At 61.1% G+C, this 216-nt stretch carries 1 protein-coding gene; it reads right to left on the minus strand.

The features are described 5' to 3' along the window. Window positions 1–185, minus strand: a 185-nt coding sequence (locus tag NR101_RS18985; RefSeq protein WP_256777638.1) for a hypothetical protein, incomplete at its 3' end; no start/stop codon positions are given. Window positions 186–216 lie beyond the last annotated feature (31 nt).

The raw sequence follows: 216 nt of genomic DNA on the forward strand, positions 1-216 counted from the left end.
AAGCCATGCGAGAGTAGGTCATCGCCAGGGTTTATACCCAAAAACCCCGCTGCTCTTGCAGCGGGGTTTTTCTTTGTGCGTGTTCCAGCATAGTTTTCGCGCACGCCCGTCCCGGTAGAGCCGAGCCACGCTCGGCTGCTTTCCAACACCTGTGCATGATCCCCCACCGGCGCGGTGCCGAGCATGGCTCGGCACTACCTGACGGCGGGGAATGCA

The organism is Stenotrophomonas sp. Ste86 (assembly GCF_024519465.1).
Lineage (GTDB): Bacteria > Pseudomonadota > Gammaproteobacteria > Xanthomonadales > Xanthomonadaceae > Stenotrophomonas.